The 21891-nt window shown below is 68.5% G+C and carries 13 protein-coding genes; 3 read left to right on the top strand and 10 right to left on the bottom strand.

Annotated elements, in window-relative coordinates:
• Positions 1–76: 76 nt before the first annotated feature.
• Positions 77–4477 (bottom strand): hypothetical protein, encoded by a 4401-nt coding sequence (locus ACIQNU_RS26745; RefSeq protein WP_401371220.1) that lies wholly within the window; start codon positions 4475–4477, stop codon positions 77–79.
• A 102-nt stretch (positions 4478–4579) separates the two neighbouring features.
• Positions 4580–5032 (bottom strand): DUF2690 domain-containing protein, encoded by a 453-nt coding sequence (locus tag ACIQNU_RS26740; protein ID WP_401371218.1) that lies wholly within the window; start codon positions 5030–5032, stop codon positions 4580–4582.
• Between the two features lie 311 nt (positions 5033–5343).
• On the opposite strand from ACIQNU_RS26740, the gene ACIQNU_RS26735 reads away from it, so the two are divergent.
• Positions 5344–5904: a response regulator transcription factor gene (locus ACIQNU_RS26735; RefSeq protein WP_401371215.1), complete on the top strand. Its 561-nt coding sequence runs from the start codon at positions 5344–5346 to the stop codon at positions 5902–5904.
• A gap of 72 nt (positions 5905–5976) precedes the next feature.
• Here ACIQNU_RS26735 and ACIQNU_RS26730 read toward each other — a convergent pair whose 3' ends face one another.
• Genes ACIQNU_RS26730 through ngcE form a run of 3 tightly spaced genes read right to left on the bottom strand, consistent with a single transcriptional unit; the run spans position 5977 to position 9373 of the window.
• Positions 5977–6936: a carbohydrate ABC transporter permease gene (locus tag ACIQNU_RS26730; RefSeq protein WP_401371213.1), complete on the bottom strand. Its 960-nt coding sequence runs from the start codon at positions 6934–6936 to the stop codon at positions 5977–5979.
• Positions 6937–6948: 12 nt separating this feature from the next.
• Positions 6949–7872: a carbohydrate ABC transporter permease gene (locus ACIQNU_RS26725; protein WP_401371211.1), complete on the bottom strand. Its 924-nt coding sequence runs from the start codon at positions 7870–7872 to the stop codon at positions 6949–6951.
• A gap of 46 nt (positions 7873–7918) precedes the next feature.
• The gene (gene ngcE / locus ACIQNU_RS26720; RefSeq protein ID WP_401371208.1) at positions 7919–9373 is read right to left on the bottom strand and encodes an N-acetylglucosamine/diacetylchitobiose ABC transporter substrate-binding protein; all 1455 of its coding nucleotides are present in this window, start codon (positions 9371–9373) and stop codon (positions 7919–7921) included.
• 479 nt (positions 9374–9852) lie between these two features.
• On the opposite strand from ngcE, the gene ACIQNU_RS26715 reads away from it, so the two are divergent.
• The gene (locus ACIQNU_RS26715; RefSeq protein WP_401371205.1) at positions 9853–13665 is read left to right on the top strand and encodes a GH92 family glycosyl hydrolase; all 3813 of its coding nucleotides are present in this window, start codon (positions 9853–9855) and stop codon (positions 13663–13665) included.
• A gap of 23 nt (positions 13666–13688) precedes the next feature.
• Here ACIQNU_RS26715 and ACIQNU_RS26710 read toward each other — a convergent pair whose 3' ends face one another.
• On the bottom strand, positions 13689–14267 hold the full coding sequence (locus ACIQNU_RS26710) for a TetR/AcrR family transcriptional regulator (RefSeq protein WP_401371204.1): 579 nt from the start codon (positions 14265–14267) through the stop codon (positions 13689–13691).
• A gap of 127 nt (positions 14268–14394) precedes the next feature.
• Complete coding sequence (gene acnA / locus ACIQNU_RS26705; RefSeq protein ID WP_401371202.1) at positions 14395–17109, bottom strand: aconitate hydratase AcnA; 2715 nt, start codon at positions 17107–17109, stop codon at positions 14395–14397.
• Between the two features lie 407 nt (positions 17110–17516).
• Between acnA and ACIQNU_RS26700 the strand changes: the two genes are divergently transcribed.
• Entirely contained in the window at positions 17517–19046 is a 1530-nt protein-coding gene (locus ACIQNU_RS26700; protein ID WP_401371200.1) for a helix-turn-helix domain-containing protein, read from the top strand.
• 569 nt (positions 19047–19615) lie between these two features.
• Here ACIQNU_RS26700 and ACIQNU_RS26695 read toward each other — a convergent pair.
• From ACIQNU_RS26695 to ACIQNU_RS26685, 3 genes are all read right to left on the bottom strand, one after another.
• Positions 19616–20506, bottom strand: a complete 891-nt coding sequence (locus ACIQNU_RS26695; RefSeq protein ID WP_401371199.1) for an ABC transporter permease — start codon at positions 20504–20506, stop codon at positions 19616–19618.
• Positions 20503–21582, bottom strand: coding sequence for an ATP-binding cassette domain-containing protein (locus tag ACIQNU_RS26690; protein ID WP_401371617.1), 1080 nt, complete (start codon positions 21580–21582; stop codon positions 20503–20505). The genes ACIQNU_RS26695 and ACIQNU_RS26690 overlap by 4 nt, the downstream gene beginning before the upstream one ends.
• Positions 21583–21726: 144 nt before the next feature.
• Positions 21727–21888 (bottom strand): VenA family class IV lanthipeptide, encoded by a 162-nt coding sequence (locus ACIQNU_RS26685; protein ID WP_401371197.1) that lies wholly within the window; start codon positions 21886–21888, stop codon positions 21727–21729.
• Positions 21889–21891: the final 3 nt, after the last annotated feature.

The raw sequence follows: 21891 nt of genomic DNA, 5'->3' as shown, positions 1-21891 counted from the left end.
GACCGGGCGGACGGCGAGCGGCCCGGCCGGAGCACGCGCTCCGGCCGGGCCGCCCCGCTTCACGGGCGTACGGGCGTCAGTTACGGGTCCGTACGAAGCAGATCTGAGCCAGGTCCGTGCACTCCTCGAAGCCAGGGGTGCTCAGATAGAACCGGTCCTTGTCCAGCACACGGTTCTTGGGCACGAAGAACAGACCGATCCGGTTGGCCGCGCCCGAGTTCTCGTCGCCGGGAATGCTGGCCCGGCCACAGATCTCGGTCCAGGTGTTGACCCGGGCGTAATTCGGGTCTTCGAGGATGGTCCAACCCCCGCCGGCCACCGGCGACGCGTAGATCTGGGTGCAGTCCTTTCCGGAGAGGACGGCCTGCGGGGGCATCCCTCCGCTCTGGTAGGTGGCCGCGAACGGGTACTCGTCACAGCTGGAGGTTCCGCCCGGCGGCTTCGACGCGGGGTTGCCGACGAATTTGTCCGGGCCCGACTTCGGGCACACCAGTTCCCGGTTCAGCCCCTGCCGTGTCGAATCGGCGAGGTAGTTCAGCGGCTGGTCGTGCTCCCGGCTGCCCGGGTGGGAGGGCAGCTTCTGCATGAGGATCCAGTAGAAGGCCGCCGCCGAGGGGTTCGCCGCGGTGTTGACCACGTAGGTCGGGATGTACTCCGGGAAGACACAGCCCGGCTTCCCCCTGGTGGCCTTGGCTTCGAGGTCGCAGCGGATGTCCATCTTTCCGCCCGCCACCTCGAAGTCCGCGCCGCCGTTCGGTGCTCCCGCCATGGTCGACGAGATGATCCAGTTCAGATGCATGGTGTCGTGGCCCGATGTGCCCAGCCAGGTGTGGTCGATCGTGCCGACCGCCGTATGCATGTCACCGGGTGCCCAGGTGGCCGGGACGGACCAGATGATGCCGCCAGACGAGCACTTCGGGGAGCAGAAGGACTGGAGGTTGATGCCGACCGAGGGAACCTTCGGGTCCACGGTCGTGGGTTTGATGGTCACCGTCTGCCGGAAGGTCGCGCTCTCGATGTCGAGGGCGATCTCGTGGTCGTACGCGTAGATGTTCTGCGCGATCGGCACACCGTCCTTGTAGACCGTGGCGGAGAAGGTGTCCTGAAGGCATGCCTTCGTTCTGCTGAAGAACTTCGCCGAACCGTTCTGGTCGCAGAAGTCGGCGGCGCTGATCCCGGGCGCCGACGAGGAAGGCGGGGTGGGCTTGCTTTTCGCCGGTTCGTCCGGGAATTCGAGGCAGACCTCGGTGTTCTTCTTGCCCTTGACGGGCCGGCAGTCGAAGGCGTCCGGGTGCTTCCCGGCCGACCTGCCCGCCGTGGCCGCCTGGAGTCCGGGGCGCGGGAAGACGTCCCCGGGCACCGTGGTCACCGGCTCCACCTCGGCGGGCTCGGGTGCGTTCGGGTCCCCGTCCGGAAGCCGGATGTCGGGGATCAGGTCGTAGTTTCCGGGGACGAACGCGACCGCGTCGAAGGCGATGTCCTTGTCGCCCGTGCCGTCCGACGCGATCGAGTTGAGCCGGACCTCGGGCGTGTTGTCGAAGCGGAAGGCGCCGAGCGACACCCAGCGGTTGCCGTTCCCCGGCTGCGAGATGGTGCGGCGCTCCGTGCCGTGGGCCGTGTCGATCTCGTAGGTCGCCCTGGCGGTCTGGGCGCCGTGGTCGGGCAGGTGGACCATCACCTTGGCCTGGCTCTTGAGCGGGTCCTTCAGCCGCCACTTGCCCTCGATCTTCAGCCGCATGCCCTTGTCGTCGGCGATACGGGTGTGGCCGAACCAGAAGTGGCCGCCGAAGCCCGCGCCGAGTTGGTGCAGGTCGACCTTGGAGGGGTAGACGGTCTCGGTTCCGTTGTTCGAGAACTGGAAGGAGAAGGTGCCCGCGTTGGACCAGCCGCTGTTCGAGCAGCCGGGGCGGATCACCGGGGTGCCCTGGGGGACGTCGTCGACGATCAGGGCGCCCGACGGCAGTCCGGCGGTGGTGCAGACGGGTGGATAGGCGGTGCCGTCGGCCTCCTCGGGCATCGTGTTGGCGAAGCGGATGAACTCGTACCCGCAGGTGTCGACGCAGTCGGTCTTCCAGGTGACCGGCTTGTTCCACCAGCACTTGAAGTCCGCACGGCCGCACGGCCCACTGGTCGCGCTGTCGTTCGACGCCGAGTCGGAGATCCGGCTCGGGTCACAGGAGTTGGAAGTGTCGCAGAACGCGTTCTCGGGCGCCTTCACGCCCGCCCGGTTGTACAGGGCGCTGCCCTTGACGGTCACGGCCTCCCCGGTGCCGTTCCAGGTGGCCTGCCGGAAGGCGGGGACCATGACGCCCGGGGACTCCAGGAAGGACGGCGGGTGGGCGGCGAAGCCGAGGACCTTCTCCTGGTAGGGCCAGAGCTGCGGGCGGGCCGCCGCGCTGGCGTCGTCGCCGCCGGCCGCGTTCTCCATGAACGGCAGCCTGCCCGCGTCCCACTCGGGGTTGGCGGGGTTGTTGGCCCAGCCCAGACCCCACGGGGAGCCGTCGGTGGTCTTGGCGTAGAAGCCCGAGTTGTACGCCCACAGGGCGTAGTACCAGTTCTCGGGGCGGCCCGACGTGCCGTGGTTGACGGTCATGCCGGCGGCGCGGGTCTCGTTCCACTTGGAGATCAGGATCTGGAGGCCCGCCGCGATGTTGGCGGTGTAGTCGAGCGCGACGGCCCGCTGCTTCTGGTAGTCCCAGGCGGCGCCGCCGTGTCCGTCCTCGCGTCCGGCCATCCGCATGTGGTCGGTGACCTGCGTGATGCCGTAACCGCAGTCCGCCTCGGCGAAGTCGACGTCCCAGTCGTTGGCGCTGGAACCGTCGTAGAGGTCGATGCCGTAGTAGTTGCCGATCAGCGGGTTCGCCGTCACACCCGGCACCGCAGAGCGCGCGGCCTGCCACATGTTCGACTCCTGCGCGGTCACGCCGAGCATGACCTGCGCCATCGCCCGGCCACCGCCCTCGACGACCGGGTTCAGGAACAGGCTCTGCGGCGCGTACGCCGGCATTCCCAGGTTCTTCCAGTTCGCCGGGCGGCTGATGTGGGTGTTCAGATATCCGGTGACCGCCATGTCCACGGCCCATTCGACCTGGCGCGGCTTGGGCTGCATCGCCTGGTTGCGCGGGTCGTTGCGCGGGACCGAGCAGGTGCGCTCGTCCTCGACGGGGTCGGTCGGCGAGGCCGCCGCCACCGCCTTCGCCGAGGGGCCGGAAGCCGCCTTCGCGGAGGGCGCGGCGCCGGTCAGACCCGGCGACATCGCGCGCCCCTGCGCCGCGTGCTCCGACTCCCGCCGCGCCGGATCCACCGTGAACGACGCCTCGCGCCCGGAGTCCCGCACGGTCATCGACAGCTTGACGGTACGGGCGCGGCCCGCGTCGCCGGGCAGGAGCAGCGTTCCCTTGCCGTCACCCCACTCGGGGTGCTCCAGGACGGCCGCGCCCCGTGTGGAGACGGTCACGTCCTTCGGCTCCCCCGCCAACCGCCGTACGGTACCGGGCAGTTCGGCGGAGGCGGCGGTGCGCTTGGTCGCTCCGGTGACGTAGACGGTCCCGGCGCTGCGGGTCAGTCCGGTCTCGGTCGCCCGGCCCTGCGCCAGGACGGCCGGACGGGTCCGGGTGGCGTCCGGGCGGGCGACGGCCGGTGCGCCGATCCGCTTCACGCGGGACGTCTCGCCCCGCTTGTCGAGGAAGACCAGCCCGCCGTCCCCGTCGGGCGTCAGCCGGTACGGGACCCCGTCGGTGCGGGCCAGCGCGGTGCCCCTGCCCCGCGCGTCGATCCGTACCACCTGCGCGCCCGACGCGCCGACGACGGTGCCGCCGGCCGCCGGAACGGCCGATGTGACCTGTCCCTTCGTACGGATCGGCTCGGCCACCGCGCCCGTGCGGGTGTCCAGGCGGATCAGCCGGGTGCCGGGCAGATCGTCCCCGCCGGACTGCGTCAGCACCGCGCTCTCCCCCGTGCCGCAGCCCGGGTTGTAGTACGACAGCGACGCCTTCACCTTGAGCTTGGTGACCTCGCCCGATGCCAGGTCGACCACGGCCGTGAACGCGCCGCGCGCCATCAGCGCCGGTTTGTTGGTGAACGTCCGGGGCGCGTACACCACGACGGCCCGCTTCCCGGACCCGGTGACGCAGATGTTCCCGATCCAGGCGTCCGCGTCGAACCCGGGCTCCGACAGCGTCGCCGCCGTACGCCACGCGTAGCCGTCCCGCTCGCGGGCCGTCAGGACGTGGAAGCCGCTCGCGTCACCGCTCGTCGTCCACGCGACATCCCCCGACTCCTTCCAGTCCTCGCCCAGCAGCGCGGCCCGCCGGTCGGCGGGCACCGCGTCGGGGGCGGGCGCGGCGGGCCTCGCGCCCGCCTCGCCGCCCGGTCCGGGGTCCGCGGCACCCGCCGACCCCTGGACGGTCCCCGCGAGCATCGCGGCGGCGGCCACCACCGCCGCCCACGACACCCGTCGTCTTCTCTTCGGTATCACCCTGAACTCCTTACCGGCATGCCGGTGCCCCGTCCGCGACGGAAACGCTTCACGGACGGGGCACCGGCTGAAGAACTGTGGTCGGGTTGGTGCGAAAACGGCTCAGGAGTACCAGTAGCCGCTGCAGGAAAGGGTGTTGTCCCAAGCGTTCTTGTAGCAGACGCGGTACGCGTAACCAGCGCCGCCGATCATGTTGGACCAGTCGGAGCCGTTGCTGACCGCCGAGACGCTGAGGGACTTGGTCAGGTCCCAGGTGTTCTTGTTCCAGGCTTCGATCGTGGCGTAGTCGGGGCCCCACGGGGAGTCCTTCGTGACCACGCGGACCCATCCCGCGGTACAGGTCGCGGACCAGCGCAGCTCCGCGTACCGGTAGGAGTCACCGGTGGACTTCTTGGTCGTGGCGCCCGCGTCGCAACCCGTGGCCACCGGGCCCTTGTTGGTACATCCGGTTCCGCTACAGGTCGCCGCGTACGACGTGCCCGCGAGCGGTACCAGCGTCATGACGGTGGCCGCGCCCACGACGCCGGCGGCCCTCTTGATCAGGTGCTTCTTCACCCGTGTCCTTCCCGATGCCTCGGGGTCTCCCGGGTGTCCCCCGCGACCCCTTGTTGACATGGGCATTCAATCCGGAGGCTCCGGGGGCCACCACCACTGATCGGTGGTGGCGCGAGGGGCGCCCCCCGCCGATCGGTGGAGCGGAATCCCCCTTGTTCGGCGTAGGCGGATCCGTAGACTCAGGTCCGTACAGCAAGCGCTTCATGAGACCCGGGGGGGCCATGATCGACGTAGGGCTGTTTGACGACAGCGAAGTGTATCGAGCAGGTGTGGAAGCCCTGTTGACCAGGGAATCGGACATCAGAGTGTCCATGACCGGAACGTTGCAGGACACGCATTCCCCGGCCCGTCGCGGGGCGTTGGACGTCTGTCTCCTCGGCTCCGACCGGGGAGCCGACCAGTTGCTCACCTCGCTGTCCCGGCTGCGCCGCCGGGGCTCGCCACCCCTGCTGCTGCTCGTCCCGGCGCACGACCATCTCTCCCTGCACCGCCTCCTGCGCTCGGGGGCGCTCGGCATCGCCGAGCGGGACAGCGGTGCCCGATCACTGGCCCAGGCCATCAGGACCGTCACCTCGGGGGGCTGGTCACTGCCGGCGCCCTGGGCGCGGACCGTGGTCACCGGATTCCTGCGCAGCAATGAACAGCCGCACACGAACAGCGCGTTGCGGCAGGTGCAGGAGAAACTGACACCCCGTCAACAGGAGGTGCTGACCCTTGTCGGCAAGGGTCTGACCAACCCGGAGATAGCGAAAGCGCTCGCCGTCGGACCGGCCACCGTGAAGGACCATGTGCAGACCATCCTCGACCGGCTCGGCACCCCGAACCGCACCCTCGCGGCCCGCCTGGCCTGGGAGGCACAGCTCCTGAACTGACCGCGCGGACAGAGGGGAGGGCCCTGGCGCCCGTTCGGCGCCAGGGCCCTCCCCCTGCGAAAGAGAAGGCGGCTACTTCAGCGCGCCCGCCGTCAGACCTGCCTGCACCTGGCGCTGGAAGACGAAGTACACGATCAGCACCGGCAGCATCGCGATCATCATGCCGGCCATCAGCGCGCCCCAGTCGTTCTCGTAGCCCTGTTGCAGCGCGATCATCGCCAGGCCCTGCGTCAGGACGTACTTGTCCTCCTGCTGGTTGAGCACCATCGGCAGCAGGTACTGGTTCCACTGCCCCAGGAAGTTGAAGATGCCGATGCTGATCAGGCCGGGCTTGGCCATCGGCAGCATCACCTGGAAGAAGATCCGCGTGTGCGACGCCCCGTCGATCGCGGCGGCTTCCGCGACCGACGTGGGCAGTGTTCGGAAGAACGCGGTCATGAAGAAGACCGTGAAGGGCAGCGAATAGGCGATGTAGACGAGGATCAGACCCTGGTACGTCGCCAGGAGCGAGGTTCCCGGGAAGTCCCGCAGCACGAAGAAGAGCGGGATGACCAGCATGAACACCGGGAAGGACATACCGGCGACGAACAGGTAGTAGATGAACCGGTTGCCCGGGAACTCGAAGCGGGCCAGGACGTACGCGGCCATCGAGCCGAGGACCATGGTCCCGATCACCGAACCGCCCACCACGATCACGGTGTTGACGAAGTAGGTCCCCATGTTGGCGTCGTCCCACGCCTTGGACCAGTTCTCCCAGTGGAAGGTCGTCGGCAGGCCCCAGGGGTCCGTGAGGATCGAGTTGGTGTCCTTGAAGCTGCTCCACAGCACCCACAGCAGGGGCACGCCGACCATCAGGGCCCACACGACGAGCATGCCGTGCGAGAAGACGTTCAGCACCCCGCCCTCGGAGGAGCGGCCGTCGGTCGGGCCGAGCTTCTTGGTGATACGGGGACGCTCCGCGCCGTTCCCGCCGCGTCCGCCGCCCCCGCCGTCCCCGTCGTCCTTGGAGACCGTGTCGATTTCGGTTGCCATTCGCCCGTACCCCTAGAACTCGATCCGCTCACGCCGCGCGAAACGCATCGTGAGTACTGCGAAGGCCATGGTGACGATCAGCATCGCGATGCCCATCGCGGATGCGTATCCGAACTGGCTGTCGCGGAAGGCCGTCTGATAGAGCCTCAGCGGCATGACGTCCGTCGCACCGTCGGGGCCGCCGTTGTTCACCGACATGATCTGGACGAGGGCGAACGCGTCGAGCGCGATGATGCCCATGTACACCCAGCCGGTCTGCACCGTGTCCCACAGCAGCGGGAGGGTGATCCGGAAGAAGGTGTGGAAGCGGCTGGCCCCGTCGAGGAGGGCCGCCTCGTAGATCTCGCGGGGAATCGACGCCATGGCCGCCGAGAACAGCACGACGTAGAAGCCGACGTTCGCCCAGACCATGACCGCGCTGATGCAGAGCAGCGCGATGCTCTTCTCGCCGAGCCAGGCGTTCTGCCAACTGTCCAGACCGACGGCGCCGAGCAGCGAGTTGAGCATGCCGTCGCTCGGGTCCGGATTGTAGATGTTGAACCAGATCACGGCGATGATCGTGATCGAGATGACCTGCGGGAAGAAGTAGACGAAGCGGTAGAACTTGGAGCCGGTCACGCCCGTGACCACTTCGTTCTTCTTGCGCTTGCCGCCGACATTCAGCATGAAGGCGAAGAACAGGCCGAGGCCGAGAGTGACCACCGGAATGGCGAGCAGCATATAGATGTTGTGCCGCAGCGCGTTCCAGAAGTCGGCGCTCTCCCAGAGCCGCTGGAAGTTGTCGAATCCGACGAACTTGGCCGTCCCGACCAGCCCGGACCAGTCGGTCATCGAGATCTGGAACGCCTGCACGAATGGCGAGATCACGAAGACCGCGTAAAGAATCAAAGGCAGGGCCAGGAAGCCCACAATGAATCGGTATTTCCCGTGCCGCATGACTTCCCGGCCTTCCCCTTGTGTACTCAGCTGCCGAACGGACGGATCAGGCGGTGCGCTGGAACTTCTTGACGGAGTCGTCCTTGGCGACGTCGTCGGCGTACGCCTGCGTCTTCTTGATCCAGTCGGCTGCCTTGAGGTCACCGGTGAGCAGCTGGCCGGTCAGGCCGCCGATCTTCTCGTCGGTGAGCGCCGGGTACCACTCCTGCAGCTGGAGGCTGATCAGGTTGTCGCCGGCGTCCTTGAAGACCTTGCTCGCGGACGCGAGACCCGGGGACAGGGTCATGCCCTCGGTGGCGTCCATGACGCAGGTCAGCGACTTCACCTTGGTGGCGAAGTTCTGCGCGTGCTTCTTGGAGAGCATGATCCGCAGCAGCTCCATGCCGCCCTCGGGGTTCTTGCCCTTGCTGGCGACGATGTACGGCTCGCTGGGCTCGGCGCGCAGCGTGCCCTGCGGGAGCTTGTCCGAGGCGCCGCCGTCGAAGAGCGCGCCGACCGCCATGGCGAAGTCCTTCGGCGTGGTCGGGGCGGACTCGTTCTCGACCCAGGAGCCGTTCGGGATGAAGACGGCCTTGCCCTTGTTCCAGGAGGTCTGCGACTGGATGTGGGTCAGGCCCTGGCTGCCTTCGAGGAAGTACTTCTTGGCGGCCAGCTCCTCGTAGTGCTCGATGACCTGCTTGACCGCGTCGTTACTGGTCCAGGCGTTGGGCTCCAGGTTGTCGATCTTGATCCAGTTCTCCATGCCGCCGATCTTGGCGATCTGGGCGAACAGGTTGAAGTGGACGTAGTACGGGTATTTGCCCGCGTACGTCCAGGGCGCGATGCCCTTCTTCTTGATGTCGCCGCAGAGCTTGACCATCTCGTCGAGGGTCTTGGGGTAGGCCCAGCCGTTGTCGTCGAGGGTCTTCTGCGAGTACCAGGTGCCGTAGATCGTGAAGGCGTAGTACAGGACGTCGAAGACGTCGCCGTGCTTGCCCTTCTCGATCGTGCTGGGGTGGATGACGTCGCTGATCTTCTTGGCGGCGTCGTCCATGGAGGGCGCGGCGAGCAGCGCGGCGAGGTCCTGGAGCTGGCCCTGGGTGGACAGCTTGTTCATGTCCAGGTGGTCGGCGCCGGAGTTGTCGATGACGTCCGGCGGGTTGCCGCCGGCGAACCGCGGGGTCAGCTTGGGGCCGACCTGCTGGGTGCCGGTGTGCTTGACCGTGACCCCGTACGTCTTGTTGTAGTCGGCCTCGGCGTCCTTCGCGTACTGGTCGCCCAGACCGCCCTTGAAGATGAACGCCTCCAGCGGAGCGCCCTTCTTGACCCCCAGGGGGTTCTTTGCGGACGTCTCGCCCTTGGGCTTGTCGGTCTCCTTCGTGTCGCCGTCGCCACCACCGGTGGCACACGCGGACAGGAAACCCATCGTGGGCACGGCGATCAAACCGAGCGCGGCGGAGCGCTTGATCAGATCGCGACGGCCGACGCCCTCGTGGTTGTTCTGGGCGGAAGTGGATCCCATGCTCAAGTCCTCTCTTCTCCAGGACTCAGGCGGTGAACCGGATCCTCCCCGGCACCGCGGTGATATGAAGCTGGGGTCGTGCTGGAAGTACCGGGAACGCCTGGAATATACGGAGTTGATGCCCCCTGACACCGTGATCCGTCTCCCCATCCCCCCGGGGCGGTCCGCAGGTCTCGGAACCGGTGCGGACGCCGACAGGTATAGTCCACTTGAGGGGGCGCGGGCAAGATCGAATGCAGGTTGGGCCGGCAGTCTTTCCCGAGTTGAGACCTCACGGAAATAAGAGCCGGAGGCGAGTTCGGCGAGCCCTTACGGGGTGTCCGAAAACAACGCCGAATGAGTGGTCGTACCACCCTCCCGCGCGATACACCACAGACATCACGCACAACACCCTTGACACGGTAGAGCACTTGACGCACTACTGTTCCTTGCGATGTGGAATTGACAACGTTGTCTGGTTCCTGAGGAGGGGCAGAGGGATGCGGCGCAGATCTCGGCACAGACTAGGTTCGACCGCCGTCCTGGGGGCGGCGGCCTTGGCGCTCGTGGTCACGGGGCAGGGCGCCGCGGTGGCCCTTCCGGGTCAAGCGGCGGTGCCCGACAAGGAGTTCGGCTCGTCGTTCGAGTCCGGTGACCCGGCACCCGACTGGCTCAGCACGGTGGAGACCGGGCCCACGGGCGAGAAGCGGACGTCCGGTGTGGACGGCGGCTACAGCGCCGGCATCCCGGGGAACGTCACGGACCATGTCACCGATGTCCGGGCAAGTGGGGAGAACGCGGGCTCCGGTGAGGTCAAGGAGAACCTCGTCGACGGTGAGTCCAGCACCAAGTGGCTCACGTTCGCGCCGACGGGCTGGGTCGAGTTCGACCTGGACCAGCCGGTCACCGCGATCAAGTACGCCATGACGTCGGCCAACGACTTCGCCGACCGCGACCCGAAGGACTGGACCCTCCAGGGCTCGGCCGACGGCAAGGAGTGGAAGACCCTCGACACCCGGAGCGGCGAGACGTTCAGCGGCCGTTTTCAGACGAAGATCTACGACCTCGCGGCGCCGGAGAGCTTCGCGCACTTCCGCCTCGACATCACGAAGAACAACGGCGCGTCCGCCACCCAGCTCGCGGACGTCCAGTTCGCGACGGCCGACGCCGGTGATCCGACGCCGAAGGACATGCTGTCGCTGGTCGACCGGGGTCCCAGCGGCTCCCCCACCGCCAAGGCGGGCGCGGGCTTCACCGGGAAGCGGGCGCTGCGGTACGCGGGCTCGCACACGGCGGACGGCCGGGCCTACTCGTACAACAAGGTGTTCGACGTGAACGTGGGCGTCGGGCGGGACACCGAGCTGTCGTACAAGATCTTCCCGTCGATGGCCGCGGGCGACCTGGACTACGACGCGACGAACGTGTCCATGGACCTCGCCTTCACCGACGGCACCTATCTGAGTGATCTGGGCGCCCTGGACGCGCACGGCTTCAAGCTCACTCCGCAGGGGCAGGGCGCGGCCAAGGCGCTCTACGTCAACCAGTGGAACAACGTCGTCTCGCGGATCGGCTCGGTCGCGGCCGGCAAGACGGTCGACCGGATCCTGGTGGCGTACGACTCGCCGAAGGGCCCGGCGAAGTTCCGGGGCTGGATCGACGACGTGGCGCTGAAGGTCGCGAAGCCGGAGAAGCCGAAGGCGCATCTGTCGGACTACGCGTCGACGATCCGCGGCACCAACTCCAGCGGCGGCTTCTCGCGGGGCAACAACTTCCCGGCGACGGCGGTCCCGCACGGCTTCAACTTCTGGACCCCGGTGACCAACGCGGGCTCCCTGAGCTGGCTGTACGACTACGCGCGCGGGAACAACGCGGACAATCTGCCCACGCTCCAGGCGTTCAGCGCGAGCCATGAGCCGAGCCCCTGGATGGGTGACCGGCAGACGTTCCAGCTGATGCCGTCCCTCGCGGCCGGCACCCCGGACGCCTCGCGGACCGCACGGACGCTGCCCTTCCGGCACGAGAACGAGACGGCGCGCCCGCACTACTACGGCGTGACCTTCGAGAACGGTCTCAAGACGGAGATGACGCCGACGGACCACGCGGCGATGTTCAAGTTCACCTATCCCGGTGACGACGCGAGCGTGATATTCGACAACGTCTCCGACAAGGCCGGACTCACCCTCGACACCGACAACGGTGTCGTGACCGGCTTCTCGGACGTGAAGTCCGGACTGTCGACGGGCGCGACCCGCCTGTTCGTGTACGGCGTCTTCGACACGGCGGTCACCGGCGGCGGCAAGCTGAAGAGCGACGCGGGCGGTGACGTGTCGGGCTTCCTGCGCTTCAAGCCGGGCAAGGACCGCACGGTGACGCTGCGCCTGGCGACCTCGCTGATCAGCGTGGACCAGGCGAAGGACAATCTGCGCCAGGAGATCCCGGCGGGCTCGTCCTTCGACAAGGTCCGCTCGAAGGCCCAGCAGGAGTGGGACAAGGTCCTGGGGCGCGTCGAGGTGGAGGGCGCCACGCCCGACCAGCTCACCACCCTGTACTCCAACCTGTACCGGCTGTACCTGTACCCCAACTCGGGCTTCGAGAAGGTGGGTTCGAAGTACCAGTACGCGTCGCCGTTCTCGCCGCAGCCGAACCCGGACACGCCGACGCACACCGGCGCGAAGATCGTCGACGGCAAGCCGTATGTCAACAACGGCTTCTGGGACACGTATCGCACGACCTGGCCCGCCTACTCCTTCCTGACGCCGAATCAGGCGGGTGAGCTGGTCGACGGGTTCGTGCAGCAGTACAAGGACGGCGGCTGGACCTCGCGCTGGTCGTCGCCCGGGTACGCGGACCTGATGACCGGCACCTCCTCGGACGTGGCGTTCGCCGACGCGTACGTCAAGGGCGTCGACTTCGACGCGGAGGCGGCGTACGACGCGGCGCTGAAGAACGCGACCGTCGTGCCGCCGTCGTCGGGTGTGGGCCGCAAGGGCATGACCACCTCGCCGTTCCTCGGCTACACCAGCACGGACACCCACGAGGGTCTGTCCTGGGCGCTGGAGGGCTATGTCAACGACTACGGCATCGCCGAGATGGGCAAGGCCCTCTACAAGAAGACCGGCAAGAAACGTTACAAGGAGGAGTCGGAGTACTTCCTCAACCGGGCGCGCGACTACGTCAACCTCTTCGACGAGAAGATCGGCTTCTTCCAGGGCCGTGACACGAAGGGTGTCTGGCGGGTCGACGCGGAGAAGTACGACCCGCGGGTGTGGGGGTACGACTACACCGAGACCAACGGCTGGGGATACGCCTTCACCGCGACGCAGGACTCGCGGGGTCTGGCGAATCTGTACGGCGGCCGGAGCGGGCTCGCGAAGAAGCTCGACACCTATTTCGGGACGCCGGAGACGGCCGGGTTCCCCGGTTCCTACGGCGGGGTCATCCATGAGATGACGGAGGCCCGTGATGTGCGGATGGGCCAGTACGGGCACTCGAACCAGCCCGCGCACCACGCCGCCTACATGTACGACGCGGCCGGTCAGCCCTGGAAGACGCAGGAGAAGGTCCGCGAGGTCCTCTCCCGGCTCTACCTGGGCAGCGAGATCGGGCAGGGCTACCTCGGTGACGAGGACAACGGCGAGATGTCGGGGTGGTACATCTTCTCGGCGCTCGGCTTCTACCCGCTGGTGATGGGCAGTGGCGAGTACGCGATCGGCTCTCCGCTGTTCACCAAGGCCACGGTCCATATGGACAACGGCCGCGACCTCGTGGTCAAGGCGCCCCGCAACAGCGGCAAGAACATCTATGTGCAGGGCCTGAAGGTCAACGGCAAGGCGTGGAATTCGACGGCGCTGCCGCACGAGAAGATCGCGCGCGGCGGAGTCCTGGAGTTCTCGATGGGCTCGAAGCCGTCGTCGTGGGGCACCGGCAAGAACGCGGCGCCGTCCTCGGTGACGCAGGACGACAAGGTGCCCACGCCGCGCACGGACGCCCTGAAGGGTGCGGGCGCGCTGTTCGACAACACGTCGGCGACGAGCGCGACCGTGGTGTCCGTCGACCTGCCGGTGGCGGGTGACACCCAGGCCGCGCAGTACACGCTGACCTCGGCGGACCGTACGAAGGCCCCGAAGGGCTGGGTCCTCCAGGGCTCCGCGGACGGTACGGCGTGGAAGGACCTGGACAAGCGGGCGGGCGAGTCCTTCGCCTGGGACAAGCAGACCCGGGTCTTCTCGGTCGGCTCGTCGAAGGCGTACGCCCACTACCGGCTGGTGTTCGACACCGAGTCGACGCTCGCGGAGGTGGAGCTGCTGTCCTGACGGGTCAGTACGTACAGGGCCGTCTAGGGCTCCTCGCCGAGCAGCCTTGTCACCATCGCCTCGACCAGTTGGTCGGGGCGATGGTGCGTGAGGAGGCCGGGCAGGGTGAGTTCGTCCAGCAGGAGGCCGAGCATCGCGAGGTAGAGCAGTACGACCCCTGTGCGGTCGCCGGGCAGCCCCGCGCCGAGGTGGAAGGCGATGTTGGCGTCGAGTTCGGTGCTGAAGAAGCCGCTCAGCTCCTCGCGGAGTTCGGGCCGCCGGGTCGCTTCGAGGCGCAGTTCCATCATGGCGAGATGGCTGCTGCGGTCCGCCTCCATCCGGCCGATGAGCTGGTGCATCAGCGTGACGACGAGTTCCCTGGAGGGTTCGGCGGTCATGGTGGCGCCGAGTGCGGCCGGGTCGGGGGTGAGCCGTTCCCGTACCCGCCCCAGGACCTGCCCGAGCAGGTCGGCGCGGTCCGTGAAGTAGTTGGACGCGGTGCCCGTCGGGACGCCGGCCTCCCGGTCGAGGGCGCGCAGCGTGAGCCCCCGGGAGCCTTCCCCGGCGAGGACTTCGATGGCGGCGTCGAGCAGGGCGGTGCGCCGCGCGGGGTTCTGTCGCATACGTGTCCTTACAGAAGCGCCTACAAGGCTTGCGGGGCCCGGCGGAAGCAGAGGGCCGCACCCCTGACGTCCAGGGGTGCGGCCCTCGGATGCGGTCTGCCGTCCGCGCCCGCCTGCTCGCGGATGCCTACTTGCGGATGAGGGAGCGCAGGACGTACTGCATGATGCCACCGTTGCGGTAGTAGTCCGCCTCGCCGGGGGTGTCGATCCGGACGACCGCGTCGAAGCTGACGCCGGTGTCCGTGGTGACCTTGACCGTGCGGGGGGTGGTGCCGTTGTTCAGCTCGGTCACTCCGGTGAAGGAGAAGGTCTCCTCGCCGGTGAGGCCCAGCGCCTCGGCGGACGCGCCCTCGGGGAACTGGAGCGGCAGGACGCCCATGCCGATGAGGTTCGAGCGGTGGATGCGCTCGTACGACTCGGCGATGACGGCCTTGACGCCGAGGAGCGCGGTGCCCTTGGCGGCCCAGTCGCGGGACGAGCCGGAGCCGTACTCCTTGCCCGCGAGGACGACGAGCGGGATGCCCTGCTCGATGTAGTTGCGCGAGGCGTCGTAGATGAAGGCGACAGGAGCGTCGGCCTGGGTGAAGTCGCGGGTGTAGCCGCCCTCGGTGCCCGGCGCGATCTGGTTGCGCAGGCGGATGTTGGCGAAGGTGCCGCGGATCATGACCTCGTGGTTGCCGCGGCGCGAGCCGTAGCTGTTGAAGTCACGGCGCTGCACACCGTGGCCCGTGAGGTACTCGCCGGCCGGGGTGTCGGCCTTGATGGCGCCGGCCGGGGAGATGTGGTCGGTGGTGACCGAGTCGCCCAGCTTGGCCAGGACGCGGGCGCCCGCGATGTCGGAGACCGGGGTGGTCTCCATCGTCATGCCCTCGAAGTACGGGGGCTTGCGGACGTACGTCGACTCGGCGTCCCACTCGAAGGTGTTGCCGGTCGGGATCGGCAGCGCCTGCCACTGGGCGTCGCCCGCGAAGACGTCCTGGTAGGACTTGTTGAACATGTCCTCGCCGATGGCGCCCGCGACGACGTCGTTGACCTCGGCCTCGGTGGGCCAGATGTCCTGGAGGTGGACGGGCTTGCCCTCGGTGTCGATGCCGAGCGCGTCGCGCGTGATGTCGATCTTCATGGAGCCGGCGAGGGCGTAGGCGACGACGAGCGGCGGGGACGCCAGGTAGTTCATCTTGACGTCGGGGTTGATCCGGCCCTCGAAGTTGCGGTTGCCGGAGAGCACCGAGACCACGGCGAGGTCGTGGTCGTTGACGGCCTTGGAGACCTCGTCGGGCAGCGGGCCCGAGTTGCCGATGCAGGTGGTGCAGCCGTAGCCGACGAGGTTGAAGCCGACCTTGTCGAGGTAGGGCGTGAGCCCGGCCTTGTCGAAGTAGTCGGTGACGACCTTGGAGCCCGGGGCGAGCGTGGTCTTGACCCACGGCTTGCGGGTGAGGCCCTTCTCGACCGCCTTCTTGGCCACCAGCGCGGCGGCGACCATGACATACGGGTTCGAGGTGTTGGTGCAGGAGGTGATCGCGGCGACGGTGACGGCGCCGTGGTCGATCTCGTACGTGGAGCCGTCGGGGGCGGTGACGGTGGTCGGGTTCGTCGGGACGCCGTTGGTGGCGGCCGGGGCGTCGGACGCCGGGAAGGACTCCTTGCCGGCCTCCTCGTCGTCGCTGACGTAGTTCCGCACGTCCTGCTTGAACTGCTGCGACGCGTTGGCGAGGACGATCCGGTCCTGCGGGCGCTTCGGCCCCGCGATCGACGGGACGACCGTGGCGAGGTCCAGCTCCAGCTTCTCGGAGAAGTCGGGCTCGGCGGCCGGGTCGAGCCAGAGGCCCTGCTCCTTGGCGTACGCCTCGACGAGCGCGAGCTGCTGCTCACTGCGGCCCGTCAGCTTCAGGTACTTGATGGTCTCGCCGTCGATCGGGAAGATCGCGGCGGTGGAGCCGAACTCCGGCGACATGTTGCCGATGGTGGCGCGGTTGGCGAGCGAGGTCGCGGCGACGCCCTCGCCGTAGAACTCCACGAACTTGCCGACGACACCGTGCTTGCGGAGCATCTCGGTGATCGTGAGGACCAGGTCGGTGGCGGTGGTGCCGGGGGTCAGCTCACCGGTCAGCTTGAAGCCGACGACGCGCGGGATGAGCATCGACACGGGCTGGCCGAGCATCGCGGCCTCGGCCTCGATGCCGCCGACGCCCCAGCCGAGGACGCCGAGGCCGTTGACCATGGTGGTGTGCGAGTCGGTGCCGACGAGGGTGTCGGGGTACGCCTGGCCATTGCGGACCATGACCGTACGGGCCAGGTGCTCGATGTTGACCTGGTGGACGATGCCGGTGCCGGGCGGGACGACCTTGAACTCGTCGAACGCGGTCTGGCCCCAGCGGAGGAACTGGTACCGCTCGCGGTTGCGGCCGTACTCCAGCTCGACGTTCTGCGCGAAGGCGTCGTTCGTGCCGAACTTGTCGGCGATGACGGAGTGGTCGATGACCAGCTCGGCCGGGGCCAGCGGGTTGATCTTCGCCGGGTCGCCGCCCAGCTCCTTGACGGCCTCACGCATGGTCGCGAGGTCCACGACACAGGGCACGCCGGTGAAGTCCTGCATGATCACGCGGGCCGGCGTGAACTGGATCTCCTGGCTGGGCTGCGCCTGGGAGTCCCAGCCGCCGAGCGCCCGGATGTGGTCGGCGGTGATGTTCGCGCCGTCCTCGGTGCGGAGCAGGTTCTCCAGGAGCACCTTGAGGCTGTAGGGAAGGCGCGCGGAGCCCTCGACCTTGTCCAGCCTGAAGATCTCGTACGACTCGTCGCCCACGCGCAGCGTGCTGCGGGCGTCGAAGCTGTTCGCCGACACGACAGTCTCCTTCATATATGTGCGCGTTCCACCACATCCTGCCGCCACGTCACGTTGCCGATCCGCTGAGGTAAGGCTAAGTTAGGTAACCCTTACCGCCGGATCGGCGGTGCCGCGGGGCTGTGGTGCGCCTCGGCAGATATCTCGATGTCGAGATAACTCTAGTACATCGCGCCGCCGGGGTCATGCCCGGACCGCACCGGCGTGCGCCCGGACGGTGTCGGCGTGCGCCCCTGGCGTGGCCGGCCACCACGTCGCCACCCGGACGGACCGGTTCGAGTTGACGCGGGTCGTGCGCCGACGGATCGTCAGAACGCGGCCCGATGGACGCCGGTGGGCACACAGCCCTCACCCGAATGCCACCCCCAGCGCGAACCCCATCTCATATCTGAGATAACGTACGGCTCATGGCAGACGACTACCTCGTACGCATCGGCAAGCTCATCCGTGACGCCCGACAGCATCGTGGCTGGACTCAGTCCCAGTTGGCCGAGGCGCTCGGCACCAGCCAGAGTGCCGTCAACCGGATCGAGCGCGGCAACCAGAACATCAGCCTTGAGATGATTGCCCGTATCGGGGAAGCCCTGGACAGCGAGATCGTGTCCCTGGGCTATGCGGGGCCGATGCACCTCCGAGTCGTGGGCGGTCGCCGCCTCTCCGGCTCCATCGACGTCAAGACGAGCAAGAACGCCTGTGTGGCACTGCTGTGCGCCACCCTCCTCAACAAGGGCCGCACGGTCCTGCGCCGCGTCGCCCGCATCGAGGAGGTCTACCGCCTCCTGGAGGTGCTGGGCTCCATCGGTGTCCGCACCCGCTGGATCAACGACGGCGTGGACCTGGAGATCGTGCCGCCCGCCGAGCTGGACATGGCGGCGATCGACGCGGAGGCCGCGCGCCGCACCCGGTCGATCATCATGTTCCTCGGCCCGCTGCTGCACCGCATGGACCAGTTCAAGCTGCCTTACGCGGGCGGTTGCGACCTCGGCACCCGCACCATCGAGCCGCACATGATCGCGCTGCGCCGCTTCGGCCTCGACATCACCGCGACCGAGGGCCTGTACCACGCGCAGGTCTCCCACGACGTCTCCCCCGGCCGCCCGATCGTGCTGACCGAGCGCGGCGACACCGTGACCGAGAACGCGCTGCTCGCCGCCGCCCGCCACGACGGCGCCACCGTCATCCGCAACGCGTCGTCGAACTACATGGTCCAGGACCTCTGCTTCTTCCTGGAGGCCCTGGGCGTCCGGGTCGACGGCATCGGCACCACCACACTCACCGTGCACGGTGTGCCGAACATCGACGTCGACGTGGACTACTCGCCGTCCGAGGACCCGGTCGAGGCGATGAGCCTGCTGGCCGCGGCCGTCGTCACCGAGTCCGAACTGACCGTGAAGCGGGTGCCGATCGAGTTCCTGGAGATCGAACTCGCGGTCCTGGAGGAGATGGGCCTCGACCACGACCGCTCCGCCGAGTACGTCGCCGACAACGGCCGCACCCGCCTGGTCGACCTCACCGTCCGGCCCTCCAAACTGGAGGCGCCCATCGACAAGGTCCACCCGATGCCGTTCCCCGGCCTCAACATCGACAACGTCCCGTTCTTCGCGGCCATCGCCGCGTCCGCGCAGGGCCAGACCCTGATCCACGACTGGGTCTACGACAACCGCGCCATCTATCTGACCGACCTCAACCGGCTCGGCGGACGTCTCCAGTTGCTCGACCCGCACCGGGTCCTGGTCGAGGGCCCGACGCGCTGGCGCGCCGCCGAGATGATGTGCCCGCCCGCCCTGCGCCCCGCCGTGGTCGTCCTCCTCGCGATGATGGCCGCCGAGGGCACGTCGGTCCTGCGGAACGTGTACGTGATCAACCGCGGCTACGAGGACCTGGCCGAACGCCTCAACTCGGTGGGCGCCCAGATCGAGACGTTCCGGGACATTTGACATGACGATGCCGCTGCACCTCCTCTGACGTGCTCCGTAGCGGGCAGGTGAGGGGTGCGGCGGCATCTCTGGGACTTCTCCGGGACTTCTCCGGGACTTTGGGCCTTGGGCGGGCTCCGGGCCCACACTCAACGGGCCCTGCCGGCCGGCCGCGGCTACGCGAAGATCGCGTCGATGGCGGCGCCGCCCCGCGCGCGCCGGCTCGCGGCAGGAAGTGTGAGTACTCCCGCAGCGTGAACCCGGGGTCGGAGTGCCCAGGCCGGCGGGCCAGGGAGTCGATGGATTCGCCGGCCTGACCGTCCCGGGAGCACGGCTTTCACGCCCTGCACCACTTCTACGCCTCTGAAGAGTCGGCGCATGCTCAGGTGGTAGACGCCGCTGACGAAGCTGCGGGCCGCCTCGTCCCTCCAAGACCAGCAGTCCAGTACCGGAGGGAGGTTCGGCCGGCTCGGCTGCCCGTGGCGCCGCATCGGCGCGCTGCCACGCCCGCCACAGGGCACCGCCGGCGTCAAGGTCCGTATCAACGCGGCGCGCGAGTGCTTGCCTCCGAGGCGGTGACGGTCAGTCGGTCATTCAAGGCGGTTGAAGCGGCGGCCCGCCCACAACAGGGCCAGCACACCGCTGACCAGGAGCAGGGCGGCTTCGAGGAGGAGGGGAGGCTGCCAGCCCGCCCATTCGATGCCACCGACGGCTGCCCGGTCCGGCGCCCGCAGTGCGATGCCACGGCGGAGCAGGTCCACCCCGTAGGCCAGCGGATTGACGTCGGCCAGGATCCGGGCCCAGCCGGGGAGGGCCTGGAGCGGAAAGAAGCCGCCGGAGAGGAACAGCACAGGCATCATCACCACACCGAGGAGGGTGTGGAACGCCTCGGCCCTTCGCAGGCTCACGGCGAGGGCCAGGGCGAAGGCGGTGATCGTGAAGGAGACCAGGACCATGCCGGCGAGGAGAAGCGCCAGGAGAAGCGGGTCGTAGGGCAGGCCGACCACGCCGGCCATGCTGAGCAGGACCACGCCCTGGACCGTGGCGACCAGGGTGCCTCCGGCGCAGCTGCCCAGGAGCAGGGTGGTGCGGTTGGCCGGGGCCATCAGCAGTTCCCGCAGGTAGCCGCTCTGCCGGTCGGTGATCAGGCGGACGCCGACCATGAAGGCCGGGGTCTGCACCGTCATCATCAGCATGCCGGGGAAGAGGTAGGTCTGATACCCGACGCCCAGTGACGTCTGAGGGATGAGGGCGGACATTCCGCCGCCGAGGATGAGGAGGTACAGCACCGGGTGGAGCAGCATCAGCGCGGTCTGAATGCGCTGGCCGGCCAGGCGCAGCAGATCGCGGTGGACCAGAGCGTGGAACGCGCGCAGTTCGTGCTGGAGGCGGGTCGGTCGTCCACTGCCGGAGGCGCCGCACGCAGGGGAGGTTCCGGGCGGGGCGGAGGTGTCGGCGGGGTGGAGGGGGATGGTGGTCATAGGCCGTCACCGTCACCGTCGCCGGTGTCTGTCGTGGTCGCGCCCGGAGTGGGGCCGGTCGGTGTCGGGGCTGTCGGGGCGGCTTGCAGGCTGCGGCCCGTGTGGTGGAAGAAGACGTCGTCGAGGGTGGGCGGCGTCGCGGAAGCGGCGTGCACCGCGATGCCGTGGCCCTCCAGTGCCGCACACAGGCGAGGGATCCAGGCGCTGCCGCCGGGCACCCGTAGGCAGACCCCGTCGGCGTCCATGGTGACGGGATGTTCCGGTGGTGCGGTCCGCCGGACGACCTCTCGGGCCGCGGCGTCGTCTCCGGTACGCAGCACGACCCGGTCGTCTCCGATCGCTGCCTTCAGCGCGAGCGGCGTTCCCTGTGCCACGAGCCGGCCGTGGTCGATGATCGCGATGCGGTCGCAGTTCTCCGCCTCGTCCAGGTAGTGGGTGGTGACGAAGAGCGTGCTGCCGTGCCGTTGGCGCAGGGCGCGCAGGTGCTCCCAGATCTGGGCGCGGGCGTGAGGGTCGAGCCCGGTGGTCGGCTCGTCCAGGAACAGCACGTCGGGCGCGTGCAACAGTTGGCGGGCGATCTCCAGGCGGCGCCGCATACCGCCGGACAGCGTGCGGACGGGAGAGCGCGGCCGGTCGGTCAGTCCGGCCGTCTCCAGCACCTCGGCGGCGCGTTGGCGGGCGTACCGGCTGCGCATCCCGTAGAGGCGTGCGTGGATGTGGAGGTTCTGGCTCACCGTCAGGTCGGGGTCGAGCGCGCTGTGCTGGAACAGGATGCCGACCTGTCGCCGTACCCGGTGGGGCTGGGTGAGGACGTCGGCGCCCGCCACCGTGGCGTGGCCGGCGGTGGGCCGGGCCAGGGCGCACAGCAGGGCGATGGTGGTGGACTTCCCGGCGCCGTTGGGGCCGAGGAAGGCGAACATCTCGCCCCGTGCCACGTCGAGGTCCAGGTCGCGCACGGCGTAGGTGGTGGCGCCCTCGGGGCCGGGATAGCTCTTGACCAGCCCGCGTGTGCTGATGGCGTACGCCGGCCCGGACGGGTGGCGTATGGCGTGCGCACCGGTGGGGGCGGCCGTCATGAGGGCTGTGGGGGCGAGGTCGTCGGCGCGTCTCGTCGGCACGCTGCGTCAGCCTTACTGCTCGGGGACAGGGGAGGACCGGGCCGGCACCCCGGGCGGAGGCTGTCCCAGGACAGCCTCCGCCCGGGGGCTCGTGACGGTTGGCTAGCTACAGCTGATGCCCACACAGACCGTGTTGAGGAGGGTCAGGAGGCCGGTGCACGCACACGTCCCGCTGAACGGTGCTCCGCCGATGTCGACCGGGTCGGTCTCCGGAAGGGCGTGCAGCTCGGCGAGCAGTTCGAGGTCGAGGTTGAGGTTCTCCATGAT

The sequence above is a fragment of the Streptomyces sp. NPDC091292 genome (assembly GCF_044757265.1).
Lineage (GTDB): Bacteria > Actinomycetota > Actinomycetes > Streptomycetales > Streptomycetaceae > Streptomyces.
Note: the sequence above shows the minus strand (reverse complement) of the source record. Positions and strands in the feature narration are given on the sequence as shown.